Source organism: Alcanivorax jadensis T9, from assembly GCF_000756655.1.
Taxonomy (GTDB): domain Bacteria; phylum Pseudomonadota; class Gammaproteobacteria; order Pseudomonadales; family Alcanivoracaceae; genus Alcanivorax; species Alcanivorax jadensis.
Genome location: NZ_ARXU01000003.1, coordinates 298,536 through 316,748, shown reverse-complemented (window position 1 = coordinate 316,748; position 18,213 = coordinate 298,536). Strand labels below are relative to the sequence as shown.

The window sequence follows — 18,213 nt, the reverse complement described above, 5'->3', positions numbered from 1 at the left end:
AGTATGCCAAAAGCGTCGACACCTTGCCGCTTATTTCCAATCCGTGGCAATCGGGGTGCCCTGACGCACGGCATTGGTAGCGGGTGTTTTGGCGGCAATCTCCAGCAGTCGCTGGCGCTGCTCATCGGTCAATTCACCACTGCAGGCCAGGGTGCGATCGATATATTCCTTGCCCGCAACATCCCGATAAACGTTTAAACCCACCTGCAGGTCGGTGAGCGGTATTCTCTCGATTGTGGCCGTGACAGCCTGATGCTAACCGGGTGACGCTGCTGGGCGGCGAGCCCCTGACCTGGATCCATCAGTACGACTGAAAAAATGCGGATTGGGCTGTAGGAGCTATGCTTGCATGGCAAACCGGCCAACAGTTCGCCATGCAAGCATAGCTCCTACAAAACAAGGGGAGCTGCTCAGGATCCTTCAACCTGCTGGCAGAATATTTCTACGACTTCACTACCAAGTACCAGCCGCTCAGTTGAACGGCTGGCAGTACAGGGCAATCTGGTCATCGTCGCTGTCGAAACGACGGTAGGCAATGATGGCATCGTAGCTGCGGCCACTGCTGACGCTACAGCTTACCTGATCGATCTCCAGACCCTGGGTTTCGTTATTGACCGTCACCTCGAGGGTGCCACTGGCATTGACCGACACATAGTTGCTGCCTTCGGCATACTCCAGACCGGATACCAGCGACTGGCCGGCGGGGCCCGGTGTCGCAACGCTGAGTTCATCGCCGGATAGGCGCGACAGGGTATTGATGAAGCGCACCCGGATCTGGCCGCTGGTCACGGTCATTTGCTGATGTCGGTAGGTGCGAAGCTGACGGTTGTCCAGGGTAGTGTCGCCCATTAACACCACGGTATAGCGATCACCCGCGGTGAGGGTGCGATTCAACGGGCCGTTCACCAGGGTACTGCCGGAACTGCTGCCACGCACATCGAAAGACAGAGACTCGCTGTCGTCGTCCAGCTCGATGGATTCGGCGCTGACATTGCCAGTAATGGTGTAGCCCACATCGTTCTGCAACGGACTGTTCTGGTTGTCCACGAACAGGTCCACGGTGACATCGTCTTCGCTGCCACCACCCACCTGGGTCAACTGGTTATGGAAATAGATTCTGGCGTTGTCAGAAAACAGACTGTTGTCGTCGTCCTCATCGCAGCCGAAGGTAGACAGGCCTGCCACGGACGCGGCCAATACCAGACGCAGGAAAATCATGATGCCTCACTCCCGGATGGTTCCTCGCTGCTGCCCTGCTGCTCGAGCAGGGCGGCGGGGCTTTCACCCTCATTGAATTCGCGTATGAAAATGCCCCAGAAGGCCACAAACAGTGCGGCCAGCAGAGGCCCCAGCGCGAAGCCGGTGATGCCGAACATGGCCAGACCACCCAGGGTGGAAAACAGCACCACATAGTCCGGCAACTTGGTGTCTCGTCCAACCAGGATCGGACGCAGGATATTGTCCACCAGCCCGATGACAAAAACACCAAACAACACCAGGATGGTAGCGTTCAATACATCACCAACCGCATAGAGGTAGAGTGAAACCGGCAGCCAGATCAGGCCCGCCCCCACTGCGGGAATCAATGACAACACCGCCATCACCACCCCCCACAACAAGGCACCGGGTATGCCCAGCCACCAGAATATCAGGCCACCCAGGGCCCCCTGGGTGGCCGCTACCAGCAGGTTGCCCTTGATGGTGGCACGGGTCACTTCGGCAAACTTGGCGAACAACAGTTTCTCGCGCTCGTCGCCCAGCGGCAGGGCCCGAATCAGCATGTTGACCATGGCATCACCATCACGAATCAGGAAGAACGCCAGATACAGCATCAAGCCCAGGTTGAGGAAAAACTGGAAGGTATTCTGGCCCACCGCCAAGGCACGCTTGGCGAGGAACTGGCCGGCACCGGTGAAGGCTTCCACGGTCTGCGACTTGATCCGCTCCAGGTCGATATCAAAACGTTCCGCCAGGGACTGCAACCAGGGAAATGCCTGCTTGATGCGGTCCACATAGTCGGCCAGGTTGAGCTCGCCGCTCTGCACCTTCTGGAACAGGGACACCCCTTCGGTGACGAAGGAGGAGGCCACCACCAGTACCGGGATCACCACCAGCACCACACACAAAATCAGGGTGCACAGGGACACCAGATTACGACGATGGGGCCACTTGCCGAGCAGGCGTTTCTGGAACGGATAGAAAATCACACCAATGGCGCAGGCCCAGAAAATGGGGGCGAAGAAGGGTTTCAGCAACAACGCAAACGCCACGCTGACCGCCACCAGCGTAAACAGAAACGTGCCCCGCTCCAGCTTTACCGATATATCCGTATCCTGCATCGCCATCCATTTCCTTTCTGCAAATTCACTAGCTGGATCAGCTGGCAGCCATCAACACGCCACCGCCCAGGTAACTCATATAGGCCACAAAAACCACCAGCAGACCGATACCATTGCCGCGGGTAATCTGCCCCTTGCGACCCCACAGACCAAAACCCATCACAAACAGGGCCAGGGTCAGCACCATCATCAGGCTCCAGTCACGCTGCAACACCACCGTCTCTACACTCATGGGCTGGATGGCACCGGCGATGCCGACGACCGCCAGGGTATTGAACAGGTTCGAGCCTAGCACGTTCCCAAAGGCAATATCGTGCTCGCCCTTGCGCACTGCGGCGATGCTGGATGCCAGCTCTGGCAGGGAGGTACCGATCGCCACAATGGTCAAACCGATGACCAGGTCACTGACCCCCAGGGACTGGGCAATATCCACTGCCCCCCACACCAGCAGCCGGGAACTGGTCACCAGCAGGGCCAGGCCCACCACCAACCAGAACAGGGCGGTTTTCAATGGCAGGGGATGCTCGGCCAGATCGGTTTCCACTTCCCCCGCCAGTACATCGCCCTTGCCGCTCATGGCAGCATAAATAGACCAGCCCATCAGCAGCCCCAGCACGGCAAGCAACACCCAGGCATCCACCCGGGAAATGCTGCCATCCAGCAACTGATAACCCGCCAGCAGCGTGACCAGCGTCAGCACTGGCAGCTCTTTTTTGAGAACCGCGGAATTCAGCGCGATGGGGCTCATGACGGCGACCACCCCGAGAATCAGCGCAATGTTGGAAATATTGGAGCCATAGGCATTACCCAGTGCCAGGGAGGGATTGCCATCCAGCGCGGCCATGGCAGACACCACCATCTCTGGTGCCGAGGTGCCGAAGCCGACGATCAGCATGCCGATCAGCAACGGCGGCATACCCGCATGGGCCGCCGTACCGGCCGCCCCTTCCACAAATTTGTCAGCACTCCATACCAGCACAATCAGGCCAGCGATCACGGCGGCAATAGCCAGCAACATGGGGACTCCTTGGGATAATGGATCGTGTCAGGCGGGCATTGTGGCAGAGAGCAGGAAGGCTGGCACCTGTCATTGAACTGCTTGCTTCTAGCTCCTAGCTGCCAGGCGCGAAATTGCACGGCGCACCCGTAAAGGATGCGCGCCGCGCATTAACGCCAGAGCCGGTCTCTTCTAGCTCGTAGCTCGTAGCTCGTAGCTCGTAGCTCGTAGCTAACCATGCTCCTCCCGCCCCGGCTTGATGCCATAGGCCAGGGTATATAGCACCGGCACTACAATCAGGGTCAAAATCGTGGCGAAGCCCAGGCCGAACATGATCACCACTGCCATGGACTCGAAGAAGGCATCGAACAACAGCGGGATCATCCCGAGGATGGTGGTCACCGCCGCCATGCACACTGGCCGCACCCGGGAAATGGAAGCGATCATCACTGCCTCGAAGGGCTCCAGGGTTTCCATCTCCAGTTTTATCTGCTCCACCAGCACGATGCCGTTCTTCACCAACATGCCGGACAGACTGAGAAAACCCAGTAACGCCATGAAGCCGAAGGGGGCATTCAGTAGCAGCAGGCCCAGAGTCACGCCGATGATGGCCAGCGGTACGGTGGCCCAAATCACTAGCGGCTGTCGCAGGGAGTCGAACAGCAGCATGGTGATGATGAACATGAACAGATAGCCCATGGGCAGGCTGCCGAATACCGCCGTCTGGGCATCTTTCGATGCTTTATATTCTCCCCCCCATTCCAGTGAATAACCGGGCGGCAATGGCAGTTCGGCAATGGCCGGGCGAATCCGGCGCAGCACCTGATCGGCGGTTTCATCGCCGAGCACATCCGGCTCCGCCTGCACCGTCAGGGTCCGCTTACGGTCACGACGCAGGATCAGCGCATTCTCCCACTCGGTGCGGAAATCAGACACCACCTGGGTAATGGGAATGTAGGTGGCGTACACCGGCGACCACACCTGCACATCGTTAAGGTTGTCGGCGCTGAGTCGCTCATCCTCCGGCGGGCGGGCGATAATGGGCAGCAACTGGCTACCGTCACGGTAGAGACCCACATTGCGGCCACTGAAGTTCAGCGCCAGGGTATTGTCCAGATCTTCCCGGCTGATGCCGGCACGGCGCGCCTGGGCTTCCTGGAACTGGGGCCGAATCACTTTTTCCTGTTGGCGCCAGTCATGGCGGATGCTTTCCAGGCCACCATCGTCACGCATGATCGCCTGGGCCTTCAGGCCCAGCTCGCGCAAGGTTTGCGGGTTCGGGCCGCTGAAGCGGGCCTCGATGGATGCCGGCGGGCTGGGGCCGATCATCAGCCGTTTCACCTTGGCAAAGGCCTGCAAATGCTCTTCGCCAATCAGTTGCCGGGTGGCAGAAAGGGCCGCATCAATCTGCTCCCGCGCGCTTACCTGAACAATCAGCTGCGCATAGCTGGGGTAACTCTTTTCCGGGTTGTAGGGCAGCATGAAGCGCTCGGCACCACGACCGATGGTGCTGGTCACCCCGGTGACCTCGTCCATTTCCAGTAGCGACGCCTCAAGGCGCTCCACCGCTTCGCGGGTGGCACGGATGTCACTGCCCTGGGGCAGCCAGTAATCCACCAGAAACATGGGCGTATTGGAGGGCGGGAAGAAGGCCTGTTTAACCGCCCCGAAGCCTACCACCGCCACCACCAGCAGGATGCCCATGCCGGACAGGGTCAACACCCGATGATGAATGGCCCGGTCCAGCAGGCGCCGATAGATCACGAACAGTTTGCCCTTGTAGGGATCTTCGCCCTCACCGCCAGCGCCGCCCACATCCTTGTCGGAGAAAAACAGGTCCGCAAAGAAAGGCACCAGGGTCACGGCGGTGATCCAGCTGAGCAGCAATGAAATCAGCAGCACCCAGAACAGGGTATTGGTGTATTCCCCGGTGGCATCCTCAGACAGGCCGATGGGCGCGAACGCCATGATGGCGATCACCGTGGCCCCGAGCAGCGGCCAGATGGTCTGGCGGACAATATCCACCGCCGCCTCCAGCTTCGACATACCGCGCTTCATGCCCACCAGGATGCCCTCGGTGACCACGATGGCGTTATCCACCAGCATGCCCAGGGCGATAATCAGTGCCCCCAGGGAAATCCGCTGCAGATCAATGGCCAGCACTTTCATGACGATAAAGGTGCCAAGGATGGTCAGCAGCAGCACGCCCCCCATCAGCAGACCGGAACGCACCCCCATGAACACCAGCAACACGGCGATGACGATGGCAATGGCCTCGCCCAGATTGAGCAGGAAGGCACCCACCGAGCTATCCACTTCCTGGGGCTGGTTGTACACCGTGGCCAGTTCCATGCCCGCCGGCCGCTGGTATTCCAGTTCAGCCAGGCGCTGCTGTACCCGCGCGCCTACCTCCACCACATTGACTCCCTTTGAAAAGGAAATCCCCAGGGTCAGAGCCGCGTCACCGTTGAACCGATAAAGGTGATCCGGCACTTCCGCATAGCCCCGTTCAATGGTGGCAACATCACGCAGGTAGACCAGTTCATCGGCGCCAGGGTCGGAAATCAGCAGATCACCCATGTCCTGCACAGTGGGGAATTCACCGGTAGGATAGATGCGGATGTACTCGTCCCCCACCCTGACTTTGCCCGCGGGGCTGACCGTATTCTGGGTCTGCAGCAGGGAAAAGATCCGTTCCGGGCTGATTCCCAGAGAGGCCAGCCGGGTGCGGGAAAGTTCCACCAGCACCTGCTCCTGGCGCTGGCCACCCACCACCACCTTGCCCACGCCTTTCACCAGCACCAGCTCCCGGGTCAGGTAGTCGGCGTAATCCTGCATTTCCCGGTAGCGATAACCGTCTCCGGTGATCGCCATCAAAATCCCGTACACATCACCGAAGTCATCCAGCACCTGAATGGTGCCGACTCCCGGAGGCAGCTCCGGCTGCAGGTCAGTGAGCTTGTGTCTCAGCTCGTCCCAGATCTGCTTGAGCTGGCTGGCCCGATAGGTGGGTTTCATCTCCACCTGCACCTGGGACAAGCCATTGCTGGAAATGGAGGTGACGTAATCCACGTAGGGCAAGTTCTGGATTGCCATTTCCACCGGCAAGGTGACTTCTTCTTCCACCTGACGAGGCGACGCGCCCGGGTAACTGGTAATCACCATGGCAGTCTTGATGGTGAACTCCGGGTCTTCCAGCTGGCCGAGGCGGGAAAAGCTGACGATCCCGCCCACCAGCAGAATCAGGGTGAACAGCCAGCTCACCACCCGGTGGCGAATGCTGTATGCGGCGATATTCATTACAGCCCCCGCTCTTTCACCAGCTCACGTACCGTCTGCCCCTCTTCCAGATGATGGACGCCGGCACTCACCACCCGGTCTCCGCTGCTCAGACCGTCGAGAATTTCCACGCCTTCACCGACCACTTCGCCCAGGGTTACCGGCACCGCCGACACCGTGCCGATATCGTCCTGCGGCTGATAACGCCAGACAAAGGCACCCTCCTTGCCATCCTGTTTGAACACGGCTTCCACCGGCACCTGCAGGCGGTCGGCGGCGGCCTTGCGAATCTGGCTAAGATCAATGGCCACGTCCACGCTCATGCCCGGCAGCACCACCTGCCCTTCCGGGTTGGCCATGGTCAGGGTGATGTTGTAGGTCTGGGTGCGCGCATCGGCGCTGGCTTCGTGTTCCTTATAGCTGGCCTTGAAGGTGCGGTCCGGCGCCCCCTCAAAACGCACCGTAGGTTCATAGTCTTCCCCCCCCTTGCGCAGGTTGGTAAAGAAGCGTTCGGAGACGGCAAACTCGATATCGATGTTGTCGTCTCCCTGCAGATAGAGGATTGGCTCCTTGGCCTGCACAAACTGGTAATTTTCCACTTCGGTGCGCGCCACAGTACCCGCATAGGGCGCCTTCAGCCTGGTGTATTCCACATTGTCGCGGGCCATGCTCAGAGCGGCCCGGGCCTGACGACGTTTGGCCTGCAACTCGTCAAACTGGGCTTCGGAAATCACCCCGCGCTCGCGCAGGCTGATAGCCCGCTGATACTGACTTTCGGCAAGATCGTACTGGGCCTGACGGTCGGCCAGCTGGTTATTGAAATCCGCCGGATCCAGGGCCGCCAGCAGCTGCCCTTTTTTCACCTGTTCACCGGCACGCACCGGCAACTTGACCAGCTGCCCGGATACCCGGAACGCCAGCTGCGATCCTTCCGTGGCGACCACCCGCCCCGGGTAATGGCGCAGTTGCCCGGCACTGTCACCGTTCACCGTGTACAGCTTCACCGGCTGCGGTAAAGGCGCCTCCGCCGGCGGTTCATCCCCACATCCCGCCATCACCAGAGACAGGCCAACCAGTGCCCAGAAACGTCCCATGCGTGCTCTCCCAGCATTACGGTACTTGTCAGTACCAATTATCACATATCTGACTACGGTGTCGTGAAACCTATTCAAAACCCTACTGGATTCTGACCTGAAATGACTATGGTGTCTTTGTATAGGAACGCTGCCTACGCCAGGCAACGTCCAACAGCGCGTGGTACCCGCTGTTGGATTGACAAAAAAAGGGCCGACAGATGTCGACCCGAGGGGGGATCAAGGTGCACGGCGGGTGGGTCCACCCAACCTGCCGCGCGATGACGGTGAGCGCGTCACGGGGTTGCTCTTTACGATGCCTGCGGCCTGATCAGGCCTTGAGCCAGGCGTCCAGCTCGTCGGCGCCGCCAATGCGTTCGCCTTCGATATACACCTGCGGCGTGGTGCCGGCACCGGTTACCGCCGCCAGGGAGCTGTAGCTCAGGCCCCGGCTGCCCAGTTCGATTTCTTCAAAGACGTAGCCGTTTTCTGCCAGCGCCTTCTTTGCCCGGCTGCAGTGTGGACAGCCCGGCTTGGTGAAAACGGTGACCCGCTTGGGAAGGGCCGCTTCACCATTGATGTAGTTGAGCATGGTGTCGGCATCGGAGACCTCGAACGGGTCGCCGGGCTTCTCCGGCTCAATGAACATACGGTCGATCACCCCGTCTTTCACCAGCATGGAATAGCGCCAGCTGCGCGGCCCAAAACCGAGATCCTGCTTGTCCACCAGCATGCCCATCTTGTCGGTGAACTCGCCGTTACCATCCGGAATAAAACGGATGTTGCCGGCAGACTGGTCACCGGCCCAGGCGTTCATCACAAAGCCGTCGTTCACGGACAGGCAAACAATGTCGTCCACACCATTGGCTTTCAGTACCGGCGCCAGCTCGTTGTAGCGCGGCAGGTGTGTGGAGGAGCAAGTCGGAGTGAACGCGCCCGGCAGGGCGAATACCACCACGGTTTTTCCCTTGAACAGGTCATCGGTGGTCACATCCCGCCACTCATTACCTTCACGGGTACGGAAGGTGACTTGGGGGACGGGCTGCCCTTCACGGTTGTCCAACATATTGGCTCTCCTTAAACATGGATAAGAGGGTGACTCGATGAGTCATACCCATATGATAGCCATCCACTTACCCATCTTTAAAACGTATTAACTCTATCTCAATGATTGCTATTGGCTATCAATCAAGATGAGCGGAAAGCATCCAGGCCGCTTTTTCGTGAATCTCGATCCGGTCGCTGGCTACTGTGGAGGAGCCTTCATCCTCATGCTCGCCGGCAAGCTTCAGAACCCGGTTGGCCTGTTCAGCTACGGTGCGATGATCCTCGGTAAGTTCACGGATCATGTCACTGGCAGACGGATCGCCCACCGCATCCTTCACCGTGGACAACTTGGCAAACTCCGCATAGCTACCCGGCGCCTTCCAGCCCAGCGCACGAATACGTTCGGCAATGGTGTCCACCGCCAAGGCCAGCTCGGTGTACTGTTGCTCGAACAGCAGATGCAGGCTGTGGAACATGGGACCGGTCACGTTCCAGTGGTACTTGTGGGTTTTCAGGTAAAGGGTGTAGCTCTCGGCCAGCAACTTGCTTAACTGCTCGGCAACCTGCTTGTTGTGTTCAATCATTGCGTGGCTCCTTGCTGTGCAAATGTGACGCGGGATTTTCCGCTCTGCTTTACAGACATGGCCTTGAGAACAGGAACTTCAACCCTGTTTCGCCATGGATCAGGATTACCGTAACGCCGCACCCGCGCTATCAACAGAAAATTGCTTTCATTACATCGATAGAAAACACTGATGTGCACATCTGTCCGAATTGGCGCTTTACAGGCGCCTTTGGCGCTCGGCATGATGCAGTCTCCTCCAGCCGCAAGAAGACCTCGTCAATGACCGCAACCCCGCAACCGGAAACGGATTACTCTATTCTGGAAGAATGGTTGAACGGCTTGACGCACGGCATCGGCGCCGCCCTGAGTGTCGCCGGCACGGTGATACTGATTGTTGCCGCCAGCCTGCAGGGCGACCCCTGGAAAGTGGTCAGTTTCAGTATTTTCGGTGCCAGCCTGATTCTGCTCTACAGCGCCAGCGCCCTGTACCACAGCCTGCGTAACCCGCAATGGCGGGCGGTGTTCAAGATGCTCGATCACTGCGCCATCTATGGGTTGATTGCCGGCACCTACACGCCCTTCCTGCTGGTGAATCTGCGCGGCCAGACCGGCTGGATCCTGTTTGCGGTGATCTGGACACTGGCGCTGATCGGCATCGGTCTGAAGGCCATGTACGGGCACCGTTTCAAGCTGATGCGGGTGGGCATTTACCTGGCCATGGGCTGGTTGATCCTGTTCGCCTCCGGGGAACTGACCACTAAGTTGAACGAGGTGGGCTTCTGGCTGATCCTGGCCGGCGGTATCACCTACACCGCCGGGGTGATTTTCTACCTGGCCGACCGCTTTATTCCCTTCAACCACGCTATCTGGCACCTGTTCGTGATGGGTGGCAGCATCTGTCATTTCTTCGCCGTCTATTACGGTGTGCTGCCGGTCTAGCCTCCGCAGCCGGGAATTCTGCACAGCAAACAGGTCAAGGCGCGCGGGTTGCGTTGGAGCTTTGCTTGCAAGGCGAAGCGGGGGGGCGTCCATGATTTCGCTTTGCAAGCAAAGCTCCAACGGATAATCAAACGACGAGGTACTGGTTACGCGTCAGCCTATTGCATGCCCCAACCATTCATTATATATTTTATTTAAATATATTTTATGGAAGTATCATGCAAACTCTGGATATGGATGCCCTGCGCGATAACGCCACCGAAGCCAGCCAGCTGCTCAAGGCGCTGTCGCACCCGGACCGGCTACTGCTGCTCTGCCAGCTTACCGAGGGCGAGCGCAGCGTCAGCGAGCTGGAAGAGTTGGTTGGCGTTTACCAACCCTCCCTGTCCCAGCAGCTGGGCGTCCTGCGCCGGGAGGGGTTGGTGGCCAGTCGCCGGGACGGCAAACAGATGCACTATTCCATTGCTGACCCCAAGGCCCTGGCCGTGCTGGAAACTCTGTACACCCTTTTTTGTGGAGAGCCCCAATGACTATCGACTGGAATGCCTTTACCCCCTGGTCGGCTCTGGCCGGCGGCGCCCTGATCGGGCTGGCCGCCGCCCTCTTTATTCACGCCAACGGCCGCATTGCCGGCATCAGCGGCATCGTCGGCGGGCTGCTGCGTCCCGCCCCCGGTGACCGCGCCTGGCGACTGGCCTTTGTACTGGGCATGGTTGCCGCCCCGTTATTGTGGAGCCTGGCGGCCACCCTGCCCCCGCTGATCATCGCCGCCGACTGGCCGCTGCTGATTGTCGCCGGGCTGATTGTCGGCATCAGCACCCGCTACGGCGCCGGCTGCACCAGCGGGCATGGGGTCTGCGGAATATCACGGCTGTCTCCACGCTCACTGGCTGCCACCCTGGCCTTCATGGGCAGCGGCTTTGTCACCGTGTTTGTGGTTCGCCATTTGCTGGGAGGTGCGGTATGAAGCGGTCGCAACTGAGCGCCTTTGTCGTCGGCCTGATTTTCGGCGCCGGGTTATTGTTGGCCGGCATGGCCAACCCGGCCAAGGTACTGGCCTTTCTCGATCTGGCCGGCCCCTGGGACCCGTCCCTGGCGCTGGTGATGGTAGGTGCTATCGCCGTAGCGTCGGTGGGCTTTGCCCTCACCCGGGGTCGCAGTCTGGCCTGGAGTGGTGACCCCATCCAGATTCCCGGCAATCGCAAACTGGACCGGCGGCTGGTCCTCGGTTCGTTGGGTTTCGGGGTTGGCTGGGGACTGGCGGGCTTCTGTCCTGGACCGGCGCTGGTCGCACTGGGCACCGGCAGCCTCAAGGCAGTGATATTCGTCGCCGCCATGATGGCGGGGATGGCGGCCTTTGAATGGCTGGAAAGGCGCAAGGGCTAAGGCTACGTAGGAGCGGCTCTCTCTGTGCCCTACGAGTATGAGCCGCGAAATTGCCTACGATGCCGTACTTGGTACGGTTCGCGGCTCGAGCGCCGCTCCTACAAACACCGCTTCCTACAACAGCTTTTCAATATCCTTGCGGATCGCTTCCGGCTTGTCGGTGGGCGCGTAGCGCTTGATGACCTTGCCATCGCGGTTGATCAGGAACTTGGTGAAGTTCCACTTGATCGCCTTGCTGCCCAGCACACCGGTGGCTTCGTTTTTCAGGTAGGCGTACAGCGGATGGGTGTTGTCACCGTTCACGTCGACCTTGTCGAACATGGTGAAACTGACCCCGTAATTCTTCTCGCAAAAAGCGCCGATCTCGTCCGCCGCGCCGGGCTCCTGCTTACCGAACTGGTTGCAGGGAAAGCCGAGAATCTCCAGGCCTTTTTCCTGCAGGTCGTCATACAGCGCTTCCAGGCCCTTGTACTGGGGCGTGAAGCCGCACTTGCTGGCCGTGTTCACAACCAGCAGCACCTTGCCTTTAAAGTCGGCCAGCGCCTTGTCTTCGCCACTCAGGGTAGTAGCGGTGTAATCGTAAATCCCCATTGTGTCTCCCATAACAAAACAAACGCCCAGCGGCGCGATGTCGTAACTTAGAGCCTGTTCGGAGTCTATACGCAACCGTGCCGGAGTGCATTTTGTCTCCAGGTGATGCTTGCGACTGTACCGTGCAGCCATTCCCATCAGACCCCTGTCGCCGGTGCGCTGCAAGCCAGGGGGCATTGTCAGCGGCAACGCGGCGGCGTGTGGATTCCAGAAAGCGCTTGCCGCGAGCCGCAATGCCCGGCGGCCTATTCCCGGTACAGGGCATCAACCAGGGCGTCAGCCACGGCCTGGCTCGATTGCGGGTTCTGCCCGGTGATCAGTCGCCCGTCCGCCACCGCATGACTGACAAACTTGTCTGCCAGATCCAGTTTGGCACCCAGCTCTTCCAGGCGCGTGGCGAGCAGGAAGGGCATCACCTCATCCAGACCCACTTCCCGCTCTTCTTCATTGGTAAAGCAGGTCAGTGTGCAGTTCTGCACCAGTGGGGTGCCATCTTCATTGCGCAGCCCCACCAGCGCCGCCGGACCATGGCAGACCGCGCCAAGCAAGCCGCCCTGAGCCCAGGTACGCTCCATCACCGCCGCCACCAGCGGGTGATCGGGCATATCGAACATGGCGCCGTGACCACCGGGCACAAAGACACCGGCAAAACCGTCTTCCCAGATCTCTTCCAGGGGCCAGGTGTCCTGCAGGGCAGCAATGGCTTCGGTCCATTCGGCCTTCTGCTCATCATCCGGCACGGAATTGGGGTCCACCGGGATCTTGCCACCTCTGGGGCTGGCCACGACCACCGGGATATTTTTCTCCCGGAACAGTAACCAGGGTAACGCGAATTCTTCCAGCCACAGGCCAGTCTGTTGACCCTGGCCCATTTGCGCTGCGCTGGTCACCAGCATCAGCAGGGGTTTATCCAGATTCATTACGCCTCCCGTTCGTGTTCAACTGCGTTGCTGTTCTGTTCATCTCAGCACGGCCCGTGGCAACATGCTGTGATTGATTCTTCTCACGTTGGGTGCGACGGCGTTTTTCATCAAGCCCGCAGGCGGATTTTTTTGTATGGATTGGCACCAGTTACTCAATAAGGCCCGATTGGGCGGTCGCAGCGCCAAGGACGAAAGCGGCCGTACCGCCTTCCTGCGCGACCACGACAAGATCATCTTCTCTGGGGCCTTCCGGCGGCTGGCACGCAAAACCCAGGTACACCCGCTGGCCACCAACGACCATGTCCACAACCGGCTGACCCACTCTCTGGAAGTGTCTTGCGTGGGGCGCACCCTGGGTATCCGCGTGGGGGAGCGACTGCAACAGCAGAACCGGCTGCCGGACACGGTCAGCGCCACCGACTTTGGCGATATCGTCCAGTCCGCCTGTCTGGCTCACGATATCGGCAACCCGCCGTTCGGGCACACCGGCGAGCGAGCCATCCGCGCCTGGTTCCAGGAAAGGGGGCAGCGCTTTCTCGATATGCTGGCCCCGCAACAACAAAGCGACCTGACCTTTTTCGAAGGCAACGCCCAGGGCTTTCGCATTATCACCAAGAGCGAATACCACCAGTACGATGGCGGCATGCGTCTCACCTACGCCACCCTGGCCACCTTCCTGAAATACCCCTGGCTGTCCGCCGATGCCGGCGCCGCCAGCAGCAAGCCGGGCAAGTACAGCGCCTTTGTCTCGGAAACCGATGCGTTCCGCGAAGTGGCTGCAGCGACGGGCCTGCTGGAGATATCCCCCGGCCGCTTCTGCCGCCACCCGCTGGCCTATCTGATGGAGGCCGCTGATGACTTTTGCTACGCGATCATCGATCTGGAAGACGGCCTGGAGATGGATCTGCTGCACTGGGATGAGGTCTATGCCTTGCTGCAACCGGCCCTGCCGGACACGCCCGAAGTGAGTGACCTGATCCATTCCGACCTGCGTGACGGTCGCAAGGCTGCCTTGTTACGCGGCAAGATCATTGAGCGTTTTATCGAAGCCGGCGTGGAAGCTTTTGTCGCCAATCACGACAACCTGCTGGGCGGCAGAATGGAAGGGGATCTGATCAGCCATTGCGAACCGGCAGTGCGGGATGTAGTGGAAAACGCCAAGCAACTGGCACGCTCGAAAGTGTTCGAGCATCCACGGAAAATCGAATTGGAAATCGGCGCCTTCGAAGTGATGGGCGCGCTACTGGACGGCCTGATTGAAGCGGCGGTGTCCCATGCCTGTGACAACGCCAGGAACTACCGTCACGAGCGCATCATTGATCTGATCGGTCGCCACAGTTTTCCCGAGGATCTGGCAACGCTGCCGGAACAGGAAAGGATTTATCAGTGCATCATGCGGGCACTGGATTTTCTGGCCGGCATGACAGACAACTATGCCACCTATCTGGCCAAGCAGTTTTCAGGAATGGCGGAAACGCGGTATTGATAATAAAGGCACCTCAACGCTAGTAGTACTGACCCTCCGTACTACAGGAAGATCGAATCAATGATGGTTCCGGCATCTTGGGATTTTCGGCTGCCCTGCTCCCCCCAAGGTAGCGATCAGACAATCAATGCAATTCCCTCGCCAGCCCCGAAGGAAGTCGTGACCATTACCGGGAAATATACTCTTATCCCCCATATGGGGGATGCGCGCTTATACGCGCCTGCTCAATACTGATAATTAACGGTTTCGCGCGGGTGAGGGTCAGGGGACGCCCCGCACGACACCAAAAAGCATCCATCCAACGGGGAAGTTGATGGCTAACACGTTTACGCCTGCTGTTTCAGGGGAACGCCCCCTTTATGCTTGCAAAAAATTCCTGCTATCACTGATCGGAGCCGGCCTGCTGAGCGCCTGCGCCACCGGGCCCAAGCAATATGCGGTGACGCCGCTGGACCCAGCCAAGCAGGAATACGTAGCTAGCCAGCCTGCAGCCCTGCAGCCCGCCTGGCGCAAGCTGTTCCAGGAAGGGCGCCGCAATGAAGTGCTGAATCTGATGGAAATCGGTGCCACCGCGTTCAAGACCGGGGATCTGGATACCGCCCGACGCACCCTGGATGAGGCCATCGCCAATATCGAAAGCGTCTATGCAGACAACGATGCCGCGCGAAAGGCACGCAGCCTCTGGTACGAAGAAGGGGAAAAGGAATTCAAGGGCGAGCCCTATGAGCGCTCCATGGTCTATTACTATCGCGGACTGATTTACCTGATTGATGGCGATTACGGTAATGCCCGCGCCACCTTTCTCAATGGCCTGCTGCAGGATGCTTTTGCCGAAGAAGAGCAGCACACCACCGACTTTGCCTCACTGGTCTATCTGGCCGGCTGGGCGGCGCGACTGGATGGCAACGAGCGTCTCGCCGGCGAGCATTTCGAGGAATACCGTCAGTTCCGCCCCGACGGCCCGGTCCCCGATGACAGCGACAACACCCTGATCGTGGCCGAAACCGGCACCTCACCACGCAAACTGGCCGACGGCGTCGGTCACTATGAGCTGGTCTACCGTCGCGGCAAGGGCTTTACCGAGAACCGCGCAAAGATTGCCGGTGATGGCCTCAATCAGACCCTCTACCCGGCGGAAGATGTGTTTTTCCAGGCTTCCACCCGGGGCGGCCGGGCGGTGGATCGCATCATCGAAGGCAAGGTGCAGTTCAAGCAGACCACCGGCAACGTGGGCGACGCCATGACCAGCCTCAGCGACAACAGCCTGATCACCGGCATCGCCGCCGGTGCCGGTGGCGGCCTTGCCGCCGGCTTCAACACCATTACCGCCATTGGTGTCGCCGCCCAGGGCATGTCTGCTCGAGCCAAGACACGCGCTGACACTCGCTACTGGAGCAGCCTGCCCGACACCCTGCATTTGGGCAGCGCCCGGCTTTCCCCGGACACCCAGAACGCCAGTGTCACCTTCACCAACAAGGCCGGTATCACCCAGCCGCCGGGCAGCAAACCCGCCCGCATTTTCTTCGACAAGAATGGCAACGGCGTCATTTTCGCCAGTGCCCGTTAACCCACGTTATGGAGAACACCATGCACGCGAAATTCGCCATCGCCGCCAGCCTGCTGGCCAGCGCTCTGATTGCCGGTTGCCAGACAAGCAGCAAGCTTGAATTGGAACAGCGCACAGCGCCCACTACCTACAATAGCGTCACCTTTACCGATTACGATCTGAACCGTAATTTCAGCGGCGGCATTCCCGGTCCTGACAAGGTCTTCCGTATTACTACCGACAAGCATGGCATTCGCCGCACCCCGGCCAATACCTCCGAAGTCTTCGTCGTACTGCGCAATCACACCGACTACAACAGCATCCTCGAAGCACGCACCCAGTTCTTCGATCAATCCGAAATTCCTACCGATGTAGCTCCCCGCTGGCAACGAGTGGTGGTTCCCGCCAACTCCACCAGTGTCTATCTGGAAAAATCCACCACCACCGCGCAACTGAAATACCGGGTGGAAGTGAGGCAGGCAAAATGAAAACGTCGACCCTTCTCGTACTCCCTTTTACCTGGCTTCTCAGCAGCCAGGCTCTTTCTCAACAGGACCATCCTGCTACCGAAATGATGGCACCGGCCCAGGTTCCCATGAGCGAGGAAGCCTACGCGGAAAGCCTGCGTGATCAATCTCAGCGCCCGCCCGAGCAGGACATCATCAGCCGTTTTCGTCAGGCCTTTCCCGACCAGGGAAAACCACGTATTGCGGTGTTCTGGAATCGTGAATTCCCCAGCCGCGTCAGCGACTGGTACAGCCACTACCGCGGCAGTCTCAATGCCAAGGGCGAGCTCAGCGTCACCGGCAAGGAGGCCCGCGAAGAAAAAGGCCGCGCTACCCTGACGATGGAACAGGAAAGCCGCGGCGGGCTACGTACCAGCGATCGCAACGCCATTGCCATGGGTTTGCAGGGCGGGCTTATCAGCGCCTTCAAGCAAGGCGGCGCCACCGTCATTGATCAAGCCATGGCCCAGCGCATCACCGATAACGCCCTGGAAGACGGCACCTTCGAACGCGCCTCGCCGGATCAGTTGCGCCTGCAGATGCGCGCTCTGTCCCAGCAAGCGGATTATGTACTGGAACTGGTGGTAGGCAGCGAATTTGACCGCGATGGCCTCTACCAGGTGCGCGTGCTGTCCGTGAAAGATGCCAGCGTGCTCGCGGTTTTCAACACCGATGGCAAACCGCCAGGCAGTGAAGACCAACATGCCTGGGTGGTGGCTGAAAGCGGCTTCGAAAAGCGCGATCGCCCGCAGCCCATGAGCGCCACCGGCAAGGAAATTGCTCTGCATACCATGGCCCAGATGAGCCAGTAAGCACCTTATTTATCCACGAATTCCATGAGGGGAACACCATGAACGCTTTCAAACCCATCGCCATCCTCGGTGCCGCTGTGCTGGTCAGCGCCTGTGCGCCGTCGCGGGTCGATAACGCCGCCGGACAGCCTTCCGTATACCAGGACGTAGGCAGTGCCGGGCGGGTTCAGGGGGTCGGTATCGAATCCCAGGACGTGGTCGCCATGACCGACAAAATGATGCGCAGCCTGCTATCCAATCCCATGGTCTCCAACCGCCCTACCCCGCCCCGGGTATTGATTGATATGGAAGGTTTCAAGAACGAAAGCACCTCGGTGATCAACCTCAACATGCTTGCCAAACGGCTGCAAATCGAGCTCACCCGTGCCGCCAACGGCCGCATGGTGTTCGTGAATCGCCAGAACCTGGCGGCAATTCAGAAAGAGCGCGAAATCAAACGCGAAGGCCTGGTGGATGGTGGCACCATCCGCAAGACCCAGGCCACCGCCGGGGTCGACTACCAGATGTTCGCCACCATCACCTCCCAGGACGCCATTGATCGGCAAAGCCAGATGCGCCAGCGCTACCACTACATTTCTTTCGAAATGGTAGACATGGAGCTGGGCACCTTGGTGTGGGGCGACGGCTTTGAAATGAGCAAGGCCACCCAGGATAACGTGCTTTACCGCTAACCCTTTACTGTCCGCGGACGCCACGGGAACGACCGCCCGCAGGGACAGGTATT

At 59.5% G+C, this 18,213-nt stretch carries 20 protein-coding genes; 9 read left to right on the top strand and 11 right to left on the bottom strand.

Translation table 11 applies throughout. From position 1 onward, the window contains the following. Positions 1-30 precede the first annotated feature (30 nt). The 9 genes from T9A_RS17025 to T9A_RS17170 all read right to left on the bottom strand — a co-directional run bounded on the left by T9A_RS17025 (position 31) and on the right by T9A_RS17170 (position 9,543). Positions 31-204, bottom strand: coding sequence for an OsmC family protein (locus T9A_RS17025; protein WP_156964846.1), 174 nt, complete (start codon positions 202-204; stop codon positions 31-33). A 267-nt stretch (positions 205-471) separates the two neighbouring features. Further along, complete coding sequence (locus T9A_RS06115) at positions 472-1,218, bottom strand: DUF4397 domain-containing protein (protein WP_035246031.1); 747 nt, start codon at positions 1,216-1,218, stop codon at positions 472-474. Further along, on the bottom strand, positions 1,215-2,339 hold the full coding sequence (locus T9A_RS06110; protein ID WP_035246308.1) for an AI-2E family transporter: 1,125 nt from the start codon (positions 2,337-2,339) through the stop codon (positions 1,215-1,217). The genes T9A_RS06115 and T9A_RS06110 overlap by 4 nt, the downstream gene beginning before the upstream one ends. Before the next feature lie 37 nt (positions 2,340-2,376). Next, positions 2,377-3,357, bottom strand: coding sequence for a calcium/sodium antiporter (locus T9A_RS06105; protein WP_035246029.1), 981 nt, complete (start codon positions 3,355-3,357; stop codon positions 2,377-2,379). Between the two features lie 210 nt (positions 3,358-3,567). After that, positions 3,568-6,636, bottom strand: a complete 3,069-nt coding sequence (locus T9A_RS06100) for an efflux RND transporter permease subunit (protein WP_035246027.1) — start codon at positions 6,634-6,636, stop codon at positions 3,568-3,570. After that, on the bottom strand, positions 6,636-7,709 hold the full coding sequence (locus T9A_RS06095) for an efflux RND transporter periplasmic adaptor subunit (protein ID WP_035246025.1): 1,074 nt from the start codon (positions 7,707-7,709) through the stop codon (positions 6,636-6,638). Before T9A_RS06095 ends, T9A_RS06100 begins: the two co-directional genes overlap by 1 nt. A gap of 310 nt (positions 7,710-8,019) precedes the next feature. Further along, positions 8,020-8,754 (bottom strand): glutathione peroxidase, encoded by a 735-nt coding sequence (locus tag T9A_RS06090; RefSeq protein WP_035246023.1) that lies wholly within the window; start codon positions 8,752-8,754, stop codon positions 8,020-8,022. 118 nt (positions 8,755-8,872) lie between these two features. Further along, the gene (locus T9A_RS06085) at positions 8,873-9,319 is read right to left on the bottom strand and encodes a Dps family protein (RefSeq protein ID WP_035246021.1); all 447 of its coding nucleotides are present in this window, start codon (positions 9,317-9,319) and stop codon (positions 8,873-8,875) included. Then, complete coding sequence (locus T9A_RS17170; protein ID WP_198030627.1) at positions 9,316-9,543, bottom strand: hypothetical protein; 228 nt, start codon at positions 9,541-9,543, stop codon at positions 9,316-9,318. Before T9A_RS17170 ends, T9A_RS06085 begins: the two co-directional genes overlap by 4 nt. 36 nt (positions 9,544-9,579) lie before the next feature. Between T9A_RS17170 and trhA the strand changes: the two genes are divergently transcribed. The 4 genes from trhA to T9A_RS06065 all read left to right on the top strand — a co-directional run bounded on the left by trhA (position 9,580) and on the right by T9A_RS06065 (position 11,625). After that, positions 9,580-10,239 carry a PAQR family membrane homeostasis protein TrhA gene (gene trhA / locus T9A_RS06080; protein WP_035246017.1) on the top strand — a complete coding sequence of 220 codons (660 nt, stop codon included), beginning with the start codon at positions 9,580-9,582 and terminating at the stop codon, positions 10,237-10,239. A 218-nt stretch (positions 10,240-10,457) separates the two neighbouring features. Then, positions 10,458-10,769: an ArsR/SmtB family transcription factor gene (locus T9A_RS06075; protein WP_035246015.1), complete on the top strand. Its 312-nt coding sequence runs from the start codon at positions 10,458-10,460 to the stop codon at positions 10,767-10,769. Then, positions 10,766-11,206, top strand: coding sequence for a YeeE/YedE family protein (locus tag T9A_RS06070; RefSeq protein ID WP_035246014.1), 441 nt, complete (start codon positions 10,766-10,768; stop codon positions 11,204-11,206). The genes T9A_RS06075 and T9A_RS06070 overlap by 4 nt, the downstream gene beginning before the upstream one ends. Next, positions 11,203-11,625 (top strand): DUF6691 family protein, encoded by a 423-nt coding sequence (locus T9A_RS06065; RefSeq protein ID WP_035246012.1) that lies wholly within the window; start codon positions 11,203-11,205, stop codon positions 11,623-11,625. The genes T9A_RS06070 and T9A_RS06065 overlap by 4 nt, the downstream gene beginning before the upstream one ends. A gap of 114 nt (positions 11,626-11,739) precedes the next feature. Here the strand turns inward: T9A_RS06065 and T9A_RS06060 are convergent, their stop codons facing one another. Next, positions 11,740-12,216, bottom strand: coding sequence for a glutathione peroxidase (locus T9A_RS06060; protein WP_035246011.1), 477 nt, complete (start codon positions 12,214-12,216; stop codon positions 11,740-11,742). Positions 12,217-12,461: 245 nt separating this feature from the next. Further along, a complete protein-coding gene (locus T9A_RS06055; protein ID WP_035246009.1) occupies positions 12,462-13,136 on the bottom strand; it encodes a type 1 glutamine amidotransferase domain-containing protein in 675 nt (224 codons plus the stop codon). A 136-nt stretch (positions 13,137-13,272) separates the two neighbouring features. Here T9A_RS06055 and T9A_RS06050 point away from each other — a divergent pair, with 136 nt between their 5' ends. From T9A_RS06050 to T9A_RS06030, 5 genes are all read left to right on the top strand, one after another. After that, positions 13,273-14,625, top strand: coding sequence for a deoxyguanosinetriphosphate triphosphohydrolase (locus tag T9A_RS06050; protein ID WP_035246007.1), 1,353 nt, complete (start codon positions 13,273-13,275; stop codon positions 14,623-14,625). Positions 14,626-14,938: 313 nt separating this feature from the next. Next, the gene (locus tag T9A_RS06045) at positions 14,939-16,192 is read left to right on the top strand and encodes a COG3014 family protein (RefSeq protein WP_198030626.1); all 1,254 of its coding nucleotides are present in this window, start codon (positions 14,939-14,941) and stop codon (positions 16,190-16,192) included. Positions 16,193-16,212: 20 nt separating this feature from the next. After that, on the top strand, positions 16,213-16,659 hold the full coding sequence (locus tag T9A_RS06040) for a putative periplasmic lipoprotein (RefSeq protein WP_035246006.1): 447 nt from the start codon (positions 16,213-16,215) through the stop codon (positions 16,657-16,659). Continuing rightward, a complete protein-coding gene (locus T9A_RS06035; RefSeq protein WP_156964845.1) occupies positions 16,656-17,489 on the top strand; it encodes a hypothetical protein in 834 nt (277 codons plus the stop codon). Before T9A_RS06040 ends, T9A_RS06035 begins: the two co-directional genes overlap by 4 nt. A 38-nt stretch (positions 17,490-17,527) precedes the next feature. Next, positions 17,528-18,160, top strand: coding sequence for an LpoB-related protein (locus T9A_RS06030; RefSeq protein ID WP_035246002.1), 633 nt, complete (start codon positions 17,528-17,530; stop codon positions 18,158-18,160). The last annotated feature ends 53 nt before the right edge of the window (positions 18,161-18,213 follow it).